Source organism: Plantactinospora veratri (assembly GCF_036421995.1).
GTDB lineage: Bacteria > Actinomycetota > Actinomycetes > Mycobacteriales > Micromonosporaceae > Plantactinospora > Plantactinospora veratri.
In genome coordinates this window covers 136230-154402 of record NZ_JAZGQL010000020.1, presented here as the reverse complement: position 1 = coordinate 154402, position 18173 = coordinate 136230, and the positions used below count along the sequence as shown (strand labels likewise).

The window sequence follows — 18173 nt, the reverse complement described above, 5'->3', positions numbered from 1 at the left end:
GACGAGAACTGATGGCGAGTCCGACGACTGCCACGGCGGCGCCCGACCTCGCCGTACTCCAGCGCAGGGCCGCCGAGCGGGCGGCGGCGCGGGCCGGCGGCGAGGACCGGCTGCGCGGACACATCGTCTGCGACGGGCTGGTCCGGATCTTCAAGACCGAGGGCGTGGAGGTGGTCGCGCTACAGGGGCTGGACCTGGTGGTCGACCGGGGCGAGTTGCTCGCCATCGTCGGGGCCTCCGGCTCGGGCAAGTCGACGGTGCTGAACATCCTCTCCGGGCTGGACGTGCCGACCGCCGGGATCGCCCGGGTGGCCGACTTCGACCTGTTGACGATGTCGCCGAAGCGGCGGCTGCGGTACCGCCGGCACACGGTCGGCTTCGTCTGGCAGCAGACCGCCCGCAACCTGCTGCCGTATCTGACCGCCCGGGAGAACGTCGAGCTGCCGATGCGGCTGGCCCGGGGGCTGCGCGGCCGGGCGGCCCGGGGGCGGGCGACCGAGCTGCTGGAGATGGTCGGCGTGGGCTACTGCGCCGACCGCCGGCCGGACCAGATGAGCGGCGGCGAGCAGCAGCGCTGCGCGGTGGCGGTCGCGGTGGCGAACGATCCGGAGGTGCTCTTCGCCGACGAGCCGACCGGCGAGTTGGACGAGGCGACCGCGGCCGACGTCTTCGGCGCGCTGCGCACCATCAACGCAGAGCTGGGCGTCACCATCGTGGTGGTCACGCACGACCACGCCGTCTCGTCCCAGGTCCGCCGGACGGTCGCGATCCGCGACGGGCGGACGGCCTCCGAGGTACGCCGCTCGACCCGGCTCGGCGCGGACGGCGTCGAGGAGCTGGTCACCGAGGAGTACGCGCTGCTGGACCGGTCGGGTCGGATGCAGTTGCCGGCCGCCTTCGTCGACGCGCTGAGCCTGCGCGACCGGGTACGGCTGAACCTGGAGCCGGACCACGTGCAGGTCCGGCCCGGCGGCACCGGGGACGGGGAGCAGCCGTGACCGGCGGGGCGGGGCGACAGGACACGGGCGGGGACGGCGCGGGAGGGCGGCTGATGGGCGAGGAACTGGTCCGGGTCGAGGGGGTCGGGCGGGAGTACCCGGCCGGCGACCGGGTGGTGCACGCGGTCCGGGAGGTCTCGTTCACCGCCGCCCGGGGCGAGCTGGTGGCGATCCGGGGCCGCTCCGGCGCGGGCAAGACCACCCTGCTGAACCTGGTCGGCGGTCTGGACCGGCCGAGCTACGGACGGATCCACGTCGCCGGGCACGAGATCACGGCAGCCGGGAGCAGCGAGCTGCTGGAGCTGCGCCGCTCCACCATCGGTTTCGTCTTCCAGTCCTTCGGGCTGATCCCGATCCTGTCGGCGGCGGAGAACGTCGGTGTGCCGCTGCGGCTGGCGAAGCGGCGCCGGGCCGAGCGGGAGGAGCGGGTGACGATGCTGCTCGAACTGGTCGGGCTGGGCGGTCAGGCGGCGCAGCGCCCGTACGAACTCTCCGGCGGCCAGCAGCAGCGGGTGGCGGTGGCCCGGGCCCTGGCGAACGATCCGGCGCTGCTGATCGCGGACGAGCCGACCGGTCAGCTCGACTCGGAGACCGGACGTTCGATCATGGATCTGCTCCGTGCGCTGGTGCACGCCCGGGGGATGACCGCGCTGGTGGCCACGCACGATCCGACCCTGATCGACCTGGCGGACCGGGTCCTGACGCTGCGCGACGGCCGGCTGGTGGACGGGGCGGGTCTGGAAGAGGCGGCGCTGGCCGGGAGCTGAGGCGTCCCGGACACGATTCAGGGGTGGGATTCGTACGCTGGTACGAGCCCCACCCCTGAGCCGACGTTCGTTCGAGTCTCAGTCGCCCTGCCGCTGCTGGGGGATCTGGCCCTGCAGCAGGGCACGAACCTCCGACTCGCGGTAACGGCGGTGCCCGCCCAGCGTTCTGATCGCGCTGAGCTTCCCCGCCTTAGCCCACCGGGTCACGGTCTTCGGGTCGACACGGAACATCGACGCGACCTCTGCCGGCGTGAGTAGCGGCTCAGGTTCATGCGTACGCGATGCCATCGGTCACTCCTCCACAGGTGCCTATAGACATCGGCCGGGGTCCCGCCGGCCGACGCGTCTCCCATGGTCCGGCTAGTCCCCGATGTCCGACATGGGCCGAACGGCCGAAGGTCCCTGGATGGACGGATGAACAATGACCGATATATGGCCCTTTTTTATGCCAGAAAAAGACTTAACCGGACGGCCGATTGCCCCTCGTGACGCCGATGTTACGAGCGGCATTCACCTGTGTGCGCTCCCAATGGGCTCTGAGCCGCATTGTTCGCTAATTGCAACGCTCCAGTAACTGGACCGCCCGCCACCGCGCCACCAGCTTCTCGTACGCCTCGGTGGCCGCGTCCGCGTCACCCCGGGACAGCCCGGCCAACCCGGCCGCGACCAGCTCCGGGGAGTCGTCCGCGGCCAGCGCCTCGTCCGGGAGCAGGTCCACCAGCCCGCCGTAGTCCAGCTCCACCACCGACCGGGGATGGAACTCCTCCAGCCAGCGGGCCCCCTCCTCGACGGCCTCGGTGATCGGCGCGTCCCCGACCGACTTGCGCAGCACCGACAGGCCCCGGGAGGCCCGCCGCCGGGCCTTGGAGATCTCGGTGCGGTACCGCAGCACCCGCCGGTCCGGCCGGGTGGTCAGCTCGCGCTCCTCCGGGTCGACGAAGACGAACCAGCGCAGCGGCACCCCCCAGGTGGCGATCTGCTCGTGCAGCCTCGGCACCCCGTGCTCCAGCACCCGCGCGCCACTGCGCCAGTCCTCCACCACGGCCTTCGCCTGCCCGGCCAGCACCGGCGGGACGAACGCGTCGGCCAGCACCGGAGGGACGCCGTCCCGGGCGCTCAGCGCCGCCTCGGCGACCCGTACCCGCAGGTTCCAGGGGCAGACCAGCAGCGTGTCGTCCGCCTCCAGGACGTACGCCTCCTCGGGCAGGTCGGGCAGCCGGGTCCAGCCGGCACCGAGCGCCTCGATCACCGCCGTCCGCTGCCGTACCGGCCCCTCCAGCGGCGCCACCGCCCGGCCCTCCTTGACGTAGCGACGCCAGAAGAGTTGCCGGTCCCGGTCGAAGGCGGTCAACGGCTCGTACACCCGCAGGTAGGAAGCGAAGAGCGACGGCACGGCGCGATCCTCCCACGAAACGAGAGCCGAGGAGTCTCCAGCATCTCCAATCAATCTCGGGCGCGCTGGCCGCGACCACGCCCGGGGCGATCGCGATTAGGCTCGGAGCAGGCCGGCAACATCCCCCGCCGGCACCGGGAGCCCCCCTCCCACCGCGTCCCACAAGGATGCCCACCTCCAGATCAGGAGCGAGACATGGACGTATTCGCCAGTACCGACGGTCCGGAATCCGACGGCCACGAGCAGGTCGTGTTCTGCCAGGACAAGCAGACCGGACTCAAGGCGATCATCGCCATCTACTCGACCGCCCTCGGCCCCGCGCTCGGCGGCACCCGGTTCTACCCGTACGACACCGAGGCCGAGGCGCTGCACGACGTGCTCGACCTGTCCCGTGGCATGGCGTACAAGAACGCACTGGCCGGGTTGGACCTCGGCGGCGGCAAGGCGGTCATCTGGGGCGACCCGGAGCGGATCAAGACCGAGCCGCTGCTGCGGGCGTACGGCCGCTTCGTCGAGTCGCTGGGCGGCCGCTACTACACGGCCTGCGACGTCGGCACCTACGTCGCCGACATGGACCTGGTCGCCCGGGAGACCCGCTACGTGACCGGCCGCAGCGTCGAGCACGGCGGCGCCGGTGACTCCTCGGTGCTGACCGCCTGGGGGGTCTTCCAGGGGATGCGGGCCGCCGCCGAGCACGCCTGGGGCTCACCGACCCTGGCCGGGCGTCGGGTCGGGGTCTCCGGGCTCGGCAAGGTCGGCAAGCACCTGACCGGCCACCTGATCGACGACGGCGCCTCGGTGGTGGCGACCGACGTGAACCCCAACGCGCTGGCCTGGGTCCGGCAGGCCTACCCGCAGGTCGACGTGGTGGCCGACACCCAGGCCCTGATCACCTCCGACATCGACGTGTACGCCCCCTGCGCCCTCGGCGGCGCCCTGGACGACGACACCGTGCCGGCGCTGCGCGCCTCGGTGGTGGTCGGCGCGGCGAACAACCAGCTCGCACACCCGGGCATCGAGAAGCTGCTCGCCGACCGGGGCGTGCTGTACGCCCCCGACTACGTGGTGAACGCGGGCGGGGTGATCCAGGTCGCCGACGAGATCGAGGGCTTCAACTTCGAGCGGGCCAAGCTGCGGGCGACCCGGATCTACGACACCACCCGGGAGATCCTGCGGCTGGCCGACGCCGAGGGGGTGCCGCCGGCGGTCGCCGCCGACCGGCTCGCCGAGCGCCGGATGGCCGAGGTCGGCCGGTTGCGCACCATCCACCTGCGTTGAGGGTTCCCGTCGGTCCAGGGGCGGAGCCGAGCGGGGTACCCCGGCTCCGCGCCCCGACGGGACGGACCTCCGGCGGATTGCCGGCCAATCAGGCGGAAAGTACGCTGTACTGGACCGATGGGTCCGGAGGCCTCAAACACGTCACGGACAGGACGGGCAGGCGCTCCTTACTGAGTAGGATGGCACCGCCCGTCGATGTCCCGCGACGCGCGGGCACGGGCGGTGGTAACCCGAGGTGCCGAACCGGGGCATCCCCATGTACCGTAAGAGCCACGAGAGATGCCTGACGTCATCGGGGCCCGCCTTCGGGCTGCCCCGAATTCTGTGCGAGGGGGTCGAGCCATGGGGCGCGGCCGTGCTAAGGCCAAGCAGACTAAGGTCGCCCGGGAGTTGAAGTACCACTCCCCGAACACCGACCTCGCCGCCTTGCAGCGAGAACTCGGCGGCAGCCGCAAGTCGGACCACGACTTCGACGACGACTACAAAGAGTATGTCGACGACGATGACGAGGATCACGCCGCGGACGACGACCCGGGTAACTGGGTCTCGGCCCGCTGACCTCTGGTCACATCTGAGCACGCGGTAACACCGCGTGCTCACGCGTGTCCGAGTGTCTGCGGGCCGGCGCCGATCGGGACGCCAAACGGTAAGGACCTGCCGGGGTCGGAGCATGTCTCCAGCCCGCTGGCAGGTCCTTCCGCTGGTCGTGACCGTCCATCACCGGTAGGGCGCGGCCGAGCCGTCGCGATGCGGTCACCGCCCCACGGCGGGACGTCCGACTCCGGACGGGCGGAACGGGACGCCCGGCACACCGGGGCAGGGCGCAGCCGGTTCAGCGAGGGCGGTTGTTCCAGTTGTAGAACGTCGGGATGTTCTCGAAGTGGTTCCAGGCGCAGACCGCGCTCGCGCCGTCCCCGCCGGTCGCCACCTCGTCCCGGAGCCGGCGCGCCTCCGCCGCCTCCCGCAGCAGGCTGGTGAGCCCGGCCCGAGCATCCCGCACCCGGGCGGCCACCCGATCGTGCGGTACGGCCTCGACGGGCTCAGGCGGCCGTTGGCTCGTGATCTCGGGCATGGTCCAACACTCCCTCTAGTAGACGGATCTTGCTGTTGCGGCAGTGGTCGGTCTCCGTACCGTCGAAACGCCCCTGCTCGAAGTAGCGGTTGGCGGCGTGCCCACCCCCGCAGAACCCGAAGTAGGGGCACTGGGCGCGGCAGTTCTCCACCCCGGTGAGGAACTCCGCCACCCACGGCGTCCGCCCGGCCGAGGCGAGGATGTCCCGCAACGGGGTCTCCAGGACGTTCCCGCTGGTGAAGTCGCCGTAGTCCCGGTCGGTGAAGCCGGCCAGCTCGGGAGAGAGCAGCACCACCGAGCCGTCGTACCCGATGGTCGGGATGGGATCGAGCTGGCGGGGCAGTACGTCGTCCTCGGCCCCGTCGAGGACCGCCGCCGCGTACCGCAGCGACCACTCGACCTCCCGGAGATGGATCCGGGGGTTCCGGCGCCAGGCGGCGACGAGTTCGGCCCAGAAGCCGCTGACCAGCTCCGCCGGGTGGGCGTTGCGCCGGGTGTTGACCCCCTCCGTCTCCTCGATGTTGATCCCCAGCACGTCGCAGCCGAGGTCGAGGAAGTAGTCGTACAGCTCGGTGGCGAGTCCCGGTTCCGGCCGACCGACCACGCAGAGCGCCGAGTAGGCGATCCCGTGTCGGCGCAGCGCTTCGACGCCGGCCATGATCCGGTCGTACGACGGCTGGCCGCCCCGGCCGACCCGCTCCCGGTTGCGCTCCCGGGGCCCGTCGACGCTGACGCTGACCCGGATCCGGTGCGCGGCGAAGAACTCGCACCAGGCGTCGTCGATCAACGTCGCGTTGGTCTGCACGTGGTGCTCGACGGCGGGGTCGAAGGGCGCCAGCAGGGCCGCCAGGTGCTCCCGTCCGGCGGCGAGCGGCTCGCCCCCGTGCCAGACCACCGAGAACCGCCCCTGCCGGGCCCAGTCGTTGACCGGGCCGGCCACTGCCGCCGCCACCGGTACCGTCATCCGGCGGTCCGCCGCCCGCAACGGGAGATAGCAGTACGCGCAGTCGAGGTTGCAGAGCGTGGTCGGCTGCATGACCACGTAGCTGGGGACCGCGGCGATCCCCCGCATGCCGGAAAACTCCTGTCCACGGACAGCCATGGCCCTCCTCCCCCGCCTCTGAGGTGCCCCTCAGGCTAGGTGGCGGTAGCCACCCCGGTGAAGTCCTGACCAGGTATGCCGAGAATCACGGGCAATATCGCGGATGCGGGTTTTGGCGTTTTTGTTGTACTCGACCCGGCCTCGCTCGGGTCAGCCTCGGGTGTGCTGGCCGATCATGTGCACCTCGCCGGTGCCCTCGATGATCTCGCCGGCCTGCCACGCCTCGACACCGCGGCCGGTCAGGCAGGCGAGCGCCCGGTCGGCGTCCTCGGCCGAGACGATCGCGAACATGCCCACGCCCATGTTGAAGGTGGACTCCATGTCCTGGTCCTCGATCCGGCCCTTGGCCTGGACCAGGTCGAAGATCGGCTGCGGCCGCCAGGTGGCCCGGTTGACCACCGCGTCGACGTTCTCGGGAAGCACCCGGACCAGGTTGCCCGGGATGCCGCCGCCGGTGACGTGCGCCAGGGCGCGTACCTCGGCCTCGGCGATCAGCTTCAGGCAGTCCTGCGCGTAGATCTTGGTCGGGGTCAGCAGCTCCTCACCCAGGGTGCGCTGCTTGCCGAAGTCCTCGATCACGCTGTCCAGCCGCATCCGGCCGGCGCCGAGCAGCACGTGCCGGACCAGGGAGTAGCCGTTGGAGTGCAGGCCCGAGGAGCCCATCGCGATCACGACGTCGCCGACCTCGACCCGCTCCGGGCGGAGGATCTCGCTCTCCTCCACCACGCCCACGCCGGTGGCCGAGACGTCGTACTCGTCGGGGCGGAGCACCCCGGGATGCTCGGCGGTCTCGCCACCGAGCAGCGCGCAGCCGGCGTACCGGCAGCCGTCGGCGATGCCGGCGCCGATCTCGGCGACCTTGTCCGGTACGACCTCGCCGCAGGCGATGTAGTCGAGCAGGAAGAGCGGCTCGGCGCCACAGGCGACCAGGTCGTCCACCACCATCGCCACCAGGTCGATGCCGACGGTGTCGTGGATGTCCATCTGCTGCGCGATGACCAGCTTGGTGCCGACCCCGTCGGTGGAGGAGGCGAGGATCGGGTTGCGGTATTTCTGGGTGTCCAGCCGGAACAGGCCGGCGAAGCCGCCGATGTCGCCCATCACCTCGGGACGCCGGGTGCCCTGCACCTTCGGGCGGAGCAGTTCGACCGCGCGCTCACCGGCGTGGATCGAGACGCCGGCGTCCGCGTACGACACGGTGCGCTTGCGTCCGGACCGGCCCATTCCCGCCGTCCAGGGCTGATGGGTGCCGCCCGGGCCGTTTCCTGCACCACTGCGCTCGGTCACGTGCGTCACGGTTCTCCCCTTAGTGGTTCTCGCGGCTGGCCGCGTCGGTAGCGGTCGAGGATCGCTCGACTTCCTGCTGCCCGGCCGGTGTGTCCGGTTGGGCCGGTCCTGGCGCCGGGCGTCGTGCCCATCAGCGGTGCCCGGCGTGGTGCCTACGCGTGCGACGACACCTCGCCGCCACTGGGACTGCTCACGAACGGCTGACCGCCCGGACCGCGGGTGGCCCCGGTCGAGGCGACCTCCTCCGCCCCGGCGCCGGCGACCCGGCGGTCAACTCCTTCGAGTACGTGCTTGCCGATCAGGTTCCCCGCCGGCAGCTCGATTGGATATTCCCCGTCGAAGCAGGCCCGGCAGAGCCGGGTCTTCGGCTGTTCGGTGGCCGCGATGAGACCCGCCAGCGAGACGTACCCGAGGCTGTCGGCCCCGATGGACCGCCGGATGCCCTCGTTGTCCAGCCCGTTGGCGAGCAGCTCCGCCCGGGTGGCGAAGTCGATGCCGTAGAAGCAGGGCCAGTTGACCGGCGGCGAGGAGATCCTGACGTGCACCTCCAGGGCACCGGCCTCGCGCAGCATCCGGACGATCGCCCGTTGGGTGTTGCCGCGCACGATCGAGTCGTCCACCACGACCACCCGCTTGCCCCGGACGTTCTCCCGGAGCGGGTTGAGCTTGAGCCGGATGCCGAGCTGACGGAGCGTCTGCGACGGCTGGATGAAGGTGCGCCCGACGTACGGGTTCTTCATCAGGCCGGCGCCGTAGGTGATGCCGGACTCCTCGGCGTAGCCGATCGCGGCCGGAGTGCCGGACTCGGGCACCGGGATCACCAGGTCGGCCTCGACCGGGTGCTCCCGGGCGAGCTTCCGGCCGATCGCGACCCTGGCGGCGTGGATGTTGCGCCCGGCGATCGTGGTGTCCGGCCGGGCGATGTAGACGTACTCGAAGAGGCAGCCCTTCGGCTCCGGCGCGGCGAACCGGGCCGACCGCAGGCCGTGCTCGTCGATGGCGATCAGCTCGCCGGGCTCGATCTCCCGGACCACGCTCGCGCCGACGATGTCCAGCGCGGCGGTCTCGCTCGCCACCACCCAGCCGCGCTCCAGCCGGCCGAGCACCAGCGGACGGACCCCGTACGCGTCACGGGCGGCGTAGAGGGTGGTCTCGTCCATGAAGACGAAACTGAACGCGCCGCGCAGCGTCGGCAGCACCTCCAGCGCGACGGCCTCGACCGAGAGGTCGGGGCGGCTGGCCAGCAGCGTGGTCACCAGGGCGGTGTCGGAGGTCGAACCGTCCGAGTCCATGCCGCGCTCGATCGCGTCCCGGGCGAGTTCGGCCGTGTTGACCAGGTTGCCGTTGTGGGCCAGCGCGATCGTGGTGCCCGCCGTGTTGGCCCGGATGGTCGGTTGGGCGTTTTCCCAGGTCGAACCACCGGTGGTGGAGTATCGGGTGTGTCCGATCGCCAGGTGGCCGCGCAGGCTCGCCAGCGTCGGCTCGTCGAAGACCTGGGCGACCAGGCCGAGATCCTTGTAGACCACCACGCCCGACCCGTCGCTGACGGCGATGCCGGCAGCCTCCTGACCGCGGTGCTGGAGCGCGTAGAGACCGAAGTAGGTGAGCTTCGCCACCTCTTCGCCCGGAGCCCAGACTCCGAAAACACCGCACGCGTCCTGTGGGCCGGGTCGTTGGGGGTCGAGGTCATGGCTCAACCGGCCGTCGCCTCGGGGCACCTGCCGCTCCCTCTTGCTGATCTGCTCGGACTCGCCTGTCACCCGGCTGATTTCGGGTTCTGTCGACTCAGACAGTGTACGCGAACCGCAGCCGATACAGAGAGCCACGTTATGACCCCTGTAAGTGACAGATGGTGATGGAATGGTTCGGTTAAATCGGGAGGAAAGGAGAGATATCAGAACGATTGCCACTGGTTTGCACCAGCCCGTCGGCGACCGCCGTCGACCACGACAACCGCCCGGTCGCCAGCCGGATCCAGGTCTCCGGTGCCATCTCCACCACGTTCGGCGGCGTACCACGGGTGTGCCGCGGCCCGGGGCAACACTGGATCGCCCCATAGGGTGGCACCCGGACCTCCACCGCCCGGCCGGGAACTGCCCGGGCCAGCTCGCTCAGCAGGGCACGAACGGCGTCCCGCGAGGTCGTCCGGTCCGGCGTACGGCCGGCGTCGAGGTCCGCCAGCGCGGCCGTGACCGCTGCGGACTTAATGTGCGGAGAGGACACGTCGGGACGATACGACCCGGCTTCATGGCATTTTTCGCCGCCCCTGGGTCGCGCTCATCCGGTCGGACAAGGCATAGTTGCCGACGGTGTAGTCGTATGGGTAGATCCCCGCCGACGACGGGTCGGCGGCGGAGCCCCGGAAGGCGGTGGACGTGACAGCACACCGACGAGCCTGGATCTCCCGGGCCGGTGTGGTCGTGGCGCTGGCAGCCAGCGCTGTATTCGCTCTCCCCACCACACCAGCGCTGGCTGACGATCCGGACGTAACGATCACGGGCGTCAACACCAACCTGAACGCGGGGCAGACCACCACGCTCAGCTTCACCGTCAAGAACAACAACGGCGGCGTGCTGGGCGGGGAGACCTCGTTCAACATCAACGTCCGGGATTTCAACGAGGTGCAGTGCCAGGGCGACCGGTGCGGCTTCATCGACACCATCGACCTCGGTGCGACCAAGTCCTACAGCGTCACGCTCCGCGCCGGAAACGTCGCGGCCGGACAGACTCGGTCCGGCAACATCCAGGTCACCGCCCAGGTCGGTAACGACAGCAAATCGGCCTCAACGAGGATCACCGTGCGCGGGCCGGAGGCGCCGCCGGAGGTGCAGACGGTCGCCGAGGTGTCGGGACGGGTCACCAACGAGGCCACCGGCGAAGGGGTTCCCAACGCCAGCATACGGCTGACCGACGGGCAGGGCCGGACCCACAACACCACCACGAGCAGCAACGGGAACTACCAGTTCAGGGGCTCCCAGGACCGGCCGATCGCGCCGGGACGGCTCCAGATCCGGGCCACCAAGGACGGCATCAGCGACACCAAAGACGTGAACGGGGCCGCCGGTGCCCGGGTCAACGGGCAGGGCATCCAGCTCGCCCTGGCCGGCGCGCCGACCGCGACCCCGGAGGCCACGGTCGAGCCGACCGAGGACGCCGCCGAGGAGGAGCCGACCGAGGAGGCCGGTGCCGAGGAGAGCCAGGAGGCGGGCGCGCCCGACCAGGCCGCCAACGAGGAGTCCGGCGGCGGACTCGGCTCCTGGGTGCTGATCCTGGCCGGCGGCCTGCTCGTCGCCCTCGGTGTCGGCGCGATCGTGCTGCTGCTGATGCGCCGCAAGGAAGACGGCGGGGACGACGACGAGGACGGTCCCGGCGGGCCGGGACCGCGCGGAGGTGCCGGAGCCGGCCGGGGTGGCTACCGGGGCGACGACGACGCCACCCGGGTCACCAACCGGGCCGGTGCCGACCCGACGATGGTCAACCGGGGCGGCAACCTCGCCGACGCGCCGACCATGATGCACAGTGCACCGCTGGTCGACGACGAGTTCCCGGACCCGTACGGTGCACCGCTTCCCGCGCCCCAGGCGCCGGGCTACGGCGCCGCCGGACAGCCGGGCTGGGGCGGCGACGCCAACGGCTACGGTGACCGCCCCGGGTCCGGTGCCGGCGCGTACGGCAACGCTCCCGGCTCGGGTGCCGGCTACGGCGCCCCCGCCTCCGGGGCCGGCTACGGCAACGCCCCCGGCTCGGGTGCCGGGTACGGTGCCCCCGTCTCCGGTGGTGGATACTCCGCCAACGGTGCCGGTGGCTACGACGACGGGTACGACGAGCCGACCGGGCGCTACACCGGCGGCCGGGGCGGTGCCGACGAGTACGGCCCGGCGGCCGACCCGTACGACACGAACGCCTACCGGCCGTCCTCGGGCGCCGGCCACGCCGCTGGGTACGAGCCCACCCAGCAGTACGGGCGGGACGACGACGGGTACGACGCCGGAGGCTACGGCGCGGGTCAGGCCGGCTACGGCGACGAGCCGCGTACGGGTGCCGGATACGCGCGCGCCGACGACGGCTACGACCAGCAGGGTTACGACAACCGGGCCGGTTACGAACAGGGGTACGGCGCCGACCGGGCCGGCTACGAACAGCCGACCACCGGTGCCGGATACGAACAGCCGCGTGGTGGTTACGACGACCAGAGCAGCTACGACGACCGCGCCGGCTACGACCAGCAGCAGGGTGCCGGCTACTACGACGACGCGCCGCGGGCCGGGCACAGCCGGTCCGGTGCGCCGCAGCAGTCGAGCCGTTCGGAGCGCCGGTCGCTCGACTGGTTGGACGACTGAGGCGGCCCGCACGACCAATTCGAAGGGGCCCGGTTCGCGATGGCGAGCCGGGCCCCTTCGGGTTCGCGGCACCGCTGTGCTGGCCGCTGCGGCTGACGACGGGCGGAACGGTCCCGGTCAGGCCGGCGAGTAGACGCCGTTGCGGAGTACCGGCACCACGTCGGAGACACCGACCTGGACCGCGATCTCGACGTCCTGACCGAATCCCCGGGCGACGAGTTCCCGCCCGGAAACGCTGCCCCGGACCGCCGCCGGCACGTCGGGAAGGCTGTTCAACGCGGCCAACGCCAGCGCCGCCTCGACGGAGAGCCCACCTGGCACTGTGGAGAGAGCGTCCAGTACGGCCGCCGCACCGAGCTGGTCCTCGACACCGGGCCGGAGACTGTCGTCCGGCCAGCGTTCCCCGGCAGCCACGACGCCGATCGGTGCGCTGGTCGAGCCGTACCCCTGGGCGAGGAGCCAGCGCCCGACGGCGGTGGCGTTACGCAGGCAGGCCGCCACCACCGGCAGCCCGGTCGCACTGGCCGCGGCACTGATCGCCGAACCGTTCGGGGACGGCAGTACCAGATCCGGCACGACCGGTGCGGTGTGCAGAGCCGCCGGGGAGAGCGACCAGGGATGGTCCGGGGTGACCGCGCGACGGCCGACCGCGGCGACCGCGCCGACCCGGGTGGCGTATTCCGCAGCCTGGGCACCCCAGGGGAACGGGTGCACCCGCATTCCCCGGGCGACGGCCACCTCCACCGACGTGGTGAAGGAGAGCACGTCCACGATCACCAGTACCGCGCAGACCCGGCTCAGTTCGGCCGCGCCGGCCAGTCCCCAGTCCAGCCTGGCGCCGCTACCGGGCTGGGCGTAGACAGACTCCGCCGAGCCGTCCGATGGTCCGGTCAGCTCCGCCACGACGCGGTCCCTCCGCCGCCGGATCGACCCGACCGCCGCGCAGCCGGGTCAGTCCGTCCGGCGATCTCCGGCATCGCTCTGGTCCGCCCGCTCCTGGTCCGCCGGCTCCGGCTCCCCGGGGCCGTCGCTCGGAGCGGCAGTGGCGGTGGTGGTCGGAGCGCCCTCGCTCGGAGCCGCGGCTTCGGGAGCGGCGCCCTCGGCCGCCACGCTCTCGGCCGCCACGCCCTCGCCAGGCACGCCCTCGACAGTGGCGGCCTCCGGGCCGGCGGCGGTGGGAGCGACGGCCGTCTCCGGCTTCGCCGCCGAGCCGGCAGCGGAGTGCACCGGCTCGGGCCGGTCGGCAGCGTCCGGCTCGGGCCGGTCGGTGCCGGAGCCCGGCTGGTCCGTGCCGGTGACCGGCTGGTCCGTGCCGGTGACCGGCTGGGTCCCGGCCCGGTCGGAACCGGTCGGCCCGGCCTCCGGCGTGCTCGTCCCGGTCGCCACCGACTCGGCCAGCGCCGCCGCGCTCTCGCCGAACAGGCCCGGCAGGGTGGCGCTGAACGCCGTACGCAGCTCGGGCAGGCCGACGGTGAACTGGCCCCGGATCTCCAACTCGTCCGCGCCGGTGTCGGTGACCCCGATCAGGGTCCACGGCACGCCGCGCTCGACGCAGAGCGCGGTGAACGCCTTCTCGTGCCCGCGCGGCACCGCCACCATCGCCCGGCCGGCCGACTCGCTGAACAGGAAGACGAACGGCATCGAGCCGGCGGTGAAGCCCTCCGGCAGGGCGATCCGGGCGCCGACGCCGTGCCGGAGGGTCGACTCGACCAGCGCCTGGGCGAGACCGCCGTCGGAGAGGTCGTGGGCGGAGCGCAGGTGCCCGACCCGGGCCGCCTCGGCGATCAGCTCGGCGAGGCTACGCTCGGTCGCCAGGTCGACCTTCGGCGGTACCCCGCCGAGGTGCTCGTGGGTGACCCAGGCCCACTCGGAGCCGGAAAGCTCCACCCGGGTCTCACCGAGCAGGAAGATCAGATCGTGGTCGGCCCCGGTGGTCCGGGCGAAGCCCATCGGCACCCGCTGGGCGACGTCGTCGAGCACGCCCAGCACCCCGACGACCGGGGTGGGGTGGATCGCCGCCGCACCCGTCTGGTTGTAGAAGCTGACGTTGCCACCGGTGACCGGGATGCCCAGCTCGGCGCAGCCGTCGGCGAGCCCGCGTACGGCCTCGGCGAACTGCCACATCACGCCCGGGTCCTCCGGCGAGCCGAAGTTCAGGCAGTCGGTCACCGCGATCGGCTTCGCGCCGGTCACCGCCACGTTCCGGTACGCCTCGGCGAGCGCCAGCTTCGCCCCGTGGTACGGGTCGAGCCGGGCGTACCGGCCGTTGCCGTCGACGGAGAGGGCGACGCCCAGCCCGGACCGCTCGTCGATCCGGATCACTCCGGCGTCCTCCGGCTGCGCCAGCACGGTGTTGCCGAGCACGTACCGGTCGTACTGCTCGGTGACCCAGGTCTTGTCGCAGAGGTTCGGCGAGGCGATCATCCGGAGCAGGGTCTCCCGGAGCGCCTCGGCGGTGGACGGTCGGGGCAGCGTCTCGGCCCGGTCCGCCTGGAGCAGGATCAGGTCGGCCGGCTCCCGCATCGGGCGGGCGTAGACCGGGCCGTCGTCCACCAGCGACCCCGGCGGCACGTCGACCACGGTGTGTCCCTGCCAGGTGACCAGCAGCCGGCCCGGACCGGAGCCCTCGGGGGCACCGGTCACCTCACCGATCGCGCTGGCCGGAATGCCCCACTTCTCGGCGATCCGGAGCACCGCGTCGAGCTGCTCCGGGGCGACGATCAGCAGCATCCGCTCCTGCGACTCGCTGGCCAGGATCTCGTGCGGCTGCATGGACGCCTCGCGCAGCGGCACCCGCTCCAGCCAGACCCGCATGCCGGTGCCGGCCGCGGCGGCGGTCTCGGTGAGCGCGCAGGTCAGCCCGGCGCCGCCGAGGTCCTGGATGCCGACGACGAGTCCGGCGTCGTACAGCTCCAGGCACGCCTCGATCAGCAGCTTCTCCATGAACGGGTCGCCGACCTGCACCGACGGGCGGCGCTGCGCGCTGCCGTCGTCGAAGGTGGCGCTGGCCAGCACGGAGACCCCGCCGATGCCGTCCCGTCCGGTCTTGGCGCCGAGCAGCACCACGACGTTGCCGGGGCCGGCGGCGGCCTTGTTCTGCAACCGCCGCACGGGCAGCACACCGAGGCAGAGCGCGTTGACCAGCGGGTTGCCCTGGTAGCAGGCGTCGAAGACCACCTCGCCGCCAATGTTGGGCAGGCCGAGCGAGTTTCCGTAGGTGCCGATCCCGGCGACGACGCCGGGGAGTACCCGGGCGGTGTCGGGGTGGTCGGCGGCGCCGAACCGCAGCGGGTCCATCACCGCGACCGGCCGGGCACCCATCGCCAGGATGTCCCGGACGATGCCGCCGACACCGGTCGCCGCGCCCTGGTGCGGCTCGACGAAGCTCGGGTGGTTGTGCGACTCGACCTTGAAGGTCACCGCCAGTTCGTCGGAGATCTGGATCACGCCGGCGTTCTCGCCGATGCCGGCGAGGAGCCGGTCGCTCGGCGGAGCCTTCTCACCGAACTGCCGCAGGTGCACCTTGCTCGACTTGTAGGAGCAGTGCTCGCTCCACATGATCGAGTACATCGCCAGCTCGGACTGGGTGGGTCGGCGGCCGAGGATCTGCCGGATCCGGTCGTACTCGTCGTCGCGCAGGCCCAGCTCCGCGTAGGGCTGTAGGTCGCCGGGGGTGGCCGACGCGTTCGACACGGTGTCCAGGCCGCCGGGGTAGCCGTTGACCGGCAAGTCCGCGCCGACGCCGACCGGCGCCGCCTGGCCGGGTACGGACGACTCGGCCGCAGCCCTCCTGGCCACCGCGTCGACGGCCGAGGCGGGTACCGGGGCGGGATCGGATGCCGAGGGGTGGCCGGCGAGGGCGGGCTCTGGCTGGCCCATGACCTCACTCCGTTCGATCATGCGGGTACTCCCGCGAGGTGCTTGAGGACCGAGGTGAAGAAGCCGAGTCCGTCGAGGGACGGGCCGGTCAGCGCCTCCACGGCGTGCTCGGGGTGCGGCATCAACCCGACCACGTTGCCGGCCTCGTTGCTGATCCCGGCGATGTCCCGCAGCGAACCGTTCGGGTTGCCGCCCAGGTAGCGGGCCACCACCCGGCCGGTCGCCTCCAGCTCGTCGAGGGTGCGCTCGTCGGCGACATAGCAGCCCTCGCCGTTCTTCACCGGGATCAGGATCTCCTGCCCGGGCTGGAACGCGTTGGTCCAGGCGGTGCCCGCCGACTCGACCCGCAGCACCTGGTCGCGGTTGCGGAAATGCAGGTGCTGGTTGCGGGTCAGCGCGCCGGGCAGCAGGTGCGCCTCGCAGAGGATCTGAAACCCGTTGCAGATGCCGAGCACCGGCAGGCCGTCCCGGGCTCCGGCGGCGACGGACTCCATCACCGGGGCGAACCGGGCGATGGCGCCGCAGCGCAGGTAGTCGCCGTAGGAGAAGCCGCCGGGCAGCACCACGGCGTCGACGCCGTGCAGGTCGGGGTCGTCGTGCCAGAGGGACACCACCTCGGCACCGGCGATCCGGCCGGCCCGGGCGGCGTCCCGGTCGTCCAGCGAGCCGGGGAACGTCACCACGCCGATCCGGGCGCTCATGGATTGCGCTCCTCGGCGTCGCCGGCCTCGACGACCCGGACCGCGAAGTCCTCGATCACCGGGTTGGCCAGCAGCTTGTCCGCGATCTCCCGAGCCCGGTCCAGGTCCGGCTGGCCGGTGAACTCGATCTCGATCCGCCGGCCGATGCGCACGGAGGACACGTCCGTGACTCCGAGCCTCGGCAGGGCATTCGCGACGGCCTGGCCCTGGGGATCGAGAATCTCCGGCTTGAGCATGACGTCGACGACGACGCGAGGCACTGGGCACTCCTGACTGTGTACGCAGTTGGGTGCCGGCCCACGAAAGGGGCGAGCGGAGCCAGCGTACCCGGCCGACCAGCCAGTTGATGCACGGGCCGGCGCGTCGATGCCCCGACCGACCCCGGGTGCCGGCCGAGCGCCTCCGGTGGACCCGGTCACCCGCCGGAGAGGGTCGGAAACCGACCACAGAGGTTCACCCTTGTGAATAGGTGACGAACGGCTTAGCGTGTGGCGTCAAACGTCCGGTTGTCTACACCGAACGTTGACTGTCCAGGTCCGTACGGCGGACATCCTCCCGCCTACGGCGGCTCAAACCGACCCGGTGACCCCGGGTAAACCCCCCGGAAGGAGCCCCCTGTGCGTCTTCGCCGAACCCTGGTGATGCTCGCCACCGCCATGGCCGGCGCGCTCGTCGCGCCGTCCGTCGCCACTGCCGCCCCCGCCACCCCCTTCATCATCGGCGGCGGCACCGTCTCCTCGGCCCCCTGGGCCGCGGCCGTGCTCAGCAACGGCTCGTTCACCTGCTCCGGCACCATCATCGCGGCCCGCTGGGTGCTCACCGCCCGGCACTGCGTCAGCGGCACGATGTCGGTGCGGGTCGGCAGCGTCAACCGGTCCTCCGGCGGCGTCACCAGTGGCGTGACCGCCAGCTACTCCCGGTACGACCTCGCGCTGCTCAACCTGTCCACCTCGATCAACACCAGCTACATGCCCCTGTCCAGCGCCTACCCGCCGGTCAACTCCACCAACTCGATCTACGGGTGGGGCATGACCTGCTACAGCGGCTGCTCGGCGTCGACCACGCTGAAGACCGCGACGGTACGGGTGACCAGCACGAACGTCACCGACGCGTACGGCGGGCGGGCGATCCGCAGCACCCGGGTCAACGGCAACGCCTGGCGTGGTGACTCCGGTGGCCCACAGGTCTACAACGGCGCCCAGGTCGGCGTCGCCTCCACCGCCGACGGGCAGAGCATCCAGAACTACGGCAGCGTCGCCTACAACCGTTCCTGGATCACCTCCGTCTCCGGCGTCTAGGCACCACCCACACCCTCCTCAGGGGTATGGCGCGGACGTTCCAGCTGCGATGGGACGT

17 protein-coding genes are annotated in these 18173 nt (G+C 71.8%); 6 read left to right on the top strand and 11 right to left on the bottom strand.

Translation table 11 applies throughout. The annotated features are described in order from the left end of the window. The first annotated feature begins 11 nt into the window (after positions 1-11). Positions 12-998 carry an ATP-binding cassette domain-containing protein gene (locus tag V1634_RS24365; protein WP_331210201.1) on the top strand — a complete coding sequence of 329 codons (987 nt, stop codon included), beginning with the start codon at positions 12-14 and terminating at the stop codon, positions 996-998. A gap of 53 nt (positions 999-1051) precedes the next feature. After that, positions 1052-1765, top strand: a complete 714-nt coding sequence (locus V1634_RS24360; protein WP_331210200.1) for an ABC transporter ATP-binding protein — start codon at positions 1052-1054, stop codon at positions 1763-1765. Between the two features lie 78 nt (positions 1766-1843). Here the strand turns inward: V1634_RS24360 and V1634_RS24355 are convergent, their stop codons facing one another. Beyond that, the gene (locus V1634_RS24355; RefSeq protein WP_007073996.1) at positions 1844-2053 is read right to left on the bottom strand and encodes a BldC family transcriptional regulator; all 210 of its coding nucleotides are present in this window, start codon (positions 2051-2053) and stop codon (positions 1844-1846) included. A 265-nt stretch (positions 2054-2318) separates the two neighbouring features. Next, complete coding sequence (locus tag V1634_RS24350) at positions 2319-3158, bottom strand: hypothetical protein (protein ID WP_318399009.1); 840 nt, start codon at positions 3156-3158, stop codon at positions 2319-2321. Positions 3159-3353: 195 nt separating this feature from the next. Here V1634_RS24350 and V1634_RS24345 point away from each other — a divergent pair, with 195 nt between their 5' ends. Beyond that, a complete protein-coding gene (locus tag V1634_RS24345) occupies positions 3354-4436 on the top strand; it encodes a Glu/Leu/Phe/Val family dehydrogenase (RefSeq protein WP_331210199.1) in 1083 nt (360 codons plus the stop codon). 342 nt (positions 4437-4778) lie between these two features. After that, positions 4779-4994 carry a DUF3073 domain-containing protein gene (locus V1634_RS24340; protein WP_331210198.1) on the top strand — a complete coding sequence of 72 codons (216 nt, stop codon included), beginning with the start codon at positions 4779-4781 and terminating at the stop codon, positions 4992-4994. Positions 4995-5268: 274 nt separating this feature from the next. On the opposite strand, the gene amcA is transcribed toward V1634_RS24340, so the two are convergent. The 5 genes from amcA to V1634_RS24315 all read right to left on the bottom strand — a co-directional run bounded on the left by amcA (position 5269) and on the right by V1634_RS24315 (position 10120). After that, the gene (gene amcA, locus V1634_RS24335) at positions 5269-5508 is read right to left on the bottom strand and encodes a multiple cyclophane-containing RiPP AmcA (RefSeq protein ID WP_331210197.1); all 240 of its coding nucleotides are present in this window, start codon (positions 5506-5508) and stop codon (positions 5269-5271) included. Further along, the gene (gene amcB, locus V1634_RS24330) at positions 5477-6580 is read right to left on the bottom strand and encodes a cyclophane-forming radical SAM peptide maturase AmcB (protein ID WP_331210196.1); all 1104 of its coding nucleotides are present in this window, start codon (positions 6578-6580) and stop codon (positions 5477-5479) included. The genes amcA and amcB overlap by 32 nt, the downstream gene beginning before the upstream one ends. Positions 6581-6760: 180 nt before the next feature. Then, entirely contained in the window at positions 6761-7906 is a 1146-nt protein-coding gene (gene purM / locus V1634_RS24325) for a phosphoribosylformylglycinamidine cyclo-ligase (RefSeq protein ID WP_331210195.1), read from the bottom strand. A gap of 143 nt (positions 7907-8049) precedes the next feature. After that, positions 8050-9615, bottom strand: a complete 1566-nt coding sequence (purF, locus tag V1634_RS24320; RefSeq protein ID WP_331210194.1) for an amidophosphoribosyltransferase — start codon at positions 9613-9615, stop codon at positions 8050-8052. 151 nt (positions 9616-9766) lie between these two features. Further along, a complete protein-coding gene (locus V1634_RS24315) occupies positions 9767-10120 on the bottom strand; it encodes a sterol carrier family protein (protein ID WP_331210193.1) in 354 nt (117 codons plus the stop codon). Between the two features lie 152 nt (positions 10121-10272). Between V1634_RS24315 and V1634_RS24310 the strand changes: the two genes are divergently transcribed. Further along, entirely contained in the window at positions 10273-12237 is a 1965-nt protein-coding gene (locus tag V1634_RS24310) for a carboxypeptidase regulatory-like domain-containing protein (RefSeq protein ID WP_331210192.1), read from the top strand. A 117-nt stretch (positions 12238-12354) separates the two neighbouring features. Here V1634_RS24310 and V1634_RS24305 read toward each other — a convergent pair whose 3' ends face one another. Genes V1634_RS24305 through purS form a run of 4 tightly spaced genes read right to left on the bottom strand, consistent with a single transcriptional unit; the run spans position 12355 to position 17077 of the window. Then, positions 12355-13131, bottom strand: coding sequence for a 2-phosphosulfolactate phosphatase (locus tag V1634_RS24305; protein ID WP_331210279.1), 777 nt, complete (start codon positions 13129-13131; stop codon positions 12355-12357). A 57-nt stretch (positions 13132-13188) separates the two neighbouring features. After that, positions 13189-16116 carry a phosphoribosylformylglycinamidine synthase subunit PurL gene (purL, locus tag V1634_RS24300; RefSeq protein WP_407951840.1) on the bottom strand — a complete coding sequence of 976 codons (2928 nt, stop codon included), beginning with the start codon at positions 16114-16116 and terminating at the stop codon, positions 13189-13191. Between the two features lie 17 nt (positions 16117-16133). Continuing rightward, positions 16134-16817, bottom strand: a complete 684-nt coding sequence (gene purQ, locus V1634_RS24295; protein ID WP_331210191.1) for a phosphoribosylformylglycinamidine synthase subunit PurQ — start codon at positions 16815-16817, stop codon at positions 16134-16136. Further along, on the bottom strand, positions 16814-17077 hold the full coding sequence (gene purS, locus V1634_RS24290; RefSeq protein WP_331210190.1) for a phosphoribosylformylglycinamidine synthase subunit PurS: 264 nt from the start codon (positions 17075-17077) through the stop codon (positions 16814-16816). Before purS ends, purQ begins: the two co-directional genes overlap by 4 nt. Positions 17078-17458: 381 nt before the next feature. Between purS and V1634_RS24285 the strand changes: the two genes are divergently transcribed. Then, entirely contained in the window at positions 17459-18115 is a 657-nt protein-coding gene (locus tag V1634_RS24285; RefSeq protein ID WP_369931464.1) for a S1 family peptidase, read from the top strand. Positions 18116-18173: the final 58 nt, after the last annotated feature.

Coding starts and splice junctions, on each gene's coding strand:
- V1634_RS24365 (WP_331210201.1), top strand. CDS start 12: ATGGCGAGTCCGACGACTGCCACGGCGGCGCCCGACCTCGCCGTACTC.
- V1634_RS24360 (WP_331210200.1), top strand. CDS start 1,052: ATGGGCGAGGAACTGGTCCGGGTCGAGGGGGTCGGGCGGGAGTACCCG.
- V1634_RS24355 (WP_007073996.1), bottom strand. CDS start 2,053: ATGGCATCGCGTACGCATGAACCTGAGCCGCTACTCACGCCGGCAGAG.
- V1634_RS24345 (WP_331210199.1), top strand. CDS start 3,354: ATGGACGTATTCGCCAGTACCGACGGTCCGGAATCCGACGGCCACGAG.
- V1634_RS24340 (WP_331210198.1), top strand. CDS start 4,779: ATGGGGCGCGGCCGTGCTAAGGCCAAGCAGACTAAGGTCGCCCGGGAG.
- amcA (WP_331210197.1), bottom strand. CDS start 5,508: ATGCCCGAGATCACGAGCCAACGGCCGCCTGAGCCCGTCGAGGCCGTA.
- amcB (WP_331210196.1), bottom strand. CDS start 6,580: ATGCGGGGGATCGCCGCGGTCCCCAGCTACGTGGTCATGCAGCCGACC.
- purL (WP_407951840.1), bottom strand. CDS start 16,116: ATGGGCCAGCCAGAGCCCGCCCTCGCCGGCCACCCCTCGGCATCCGAT.
- purQ (WP_331210191.1), bottom strand. CDS start 16,817: ATGAGCGCCCGGATCGGCGTGGTGACGTTCCCCGGCTCGCTGGACGAC.
- V1634_RS24285 (WP_369931464.1), top strand. CDS start 17,459: ATGCTCGCCACCGCCATGGCCGGCGCGCTCGTCGCGCCGTCCGTCGCC.